Consider the following 560-nt stretch of genomic DNA (forward strand, 5'->3'; position numbering starts at 1 on the left):
AACCTGTGGCGCCGCCGCCACCTCTGACAAAGGACTGGGGGCCTAAGGACTGGCCAAGGACATTGGCGAGCTCATCTGCAGCGCGATTAGTGAGGGCGAGGAGGAGAATGCGCTCAGTCTCATCGGCATGAAGCTGTGTCACAAGTGCTCGGATCACCGCAGATGTTTTCCCTGTTCCTGGCGGCCCTTGTATTAGGCACCAGTCAATGGCGGACAGCGCCTTGCCAACCGCGGCGCGTTGTGATGGTAGCAACGTAGGGTCTGTGACACGTACTTCCGGACCTTGTCGAGGGGGCATCATTCCAATCATCCGTTGGCGTCGTTGGACACTCTCCATGGAAGCCCATGTGAGCAACGCAGATTGCTGACGTCGGAAACTACTGTCGAGACCGTCAATTTCAATGATCCAATGCTCGAAGGACGAGTACCATGCTATCGAACGCGTCGAGTTGCGAACGGAAACTGTCACAGAGGTATCCGTGATGGCAATGATAGCTCCCCGAACCACTTCAAGTGCTCCCTTGGTTGATGCTTCCGTCCGGGGGAACACGACAACGAGA

At 56.4% G+C, this 560-nt stretch carries 1 protein-coding gene; it reads right to left on the reverse strand.

All coding sequences use genetic code 11. The features are described 5' to 3' along the window. On the reverse strand, window positions 1-337 hold a 337-nt coding region (locus ACLD7X_RS18085; protein WP_411425073.1), incomplete at its 3' end, for an AAA domain-containing protein. Between the last annotated feature and the right edge of the window lie 223 nt (window positions 338-560).

Source organism: Aphanothece microscopica RSMan92 (assembly GCF_046613545.2).
In the GTDB taxonomy this organism is placed as follows: domain Bacteria; phylum Cyanobacteriota; class Cyanobacteriia; order PCC-6307; family Cyanobiaceae; genus NIES-981.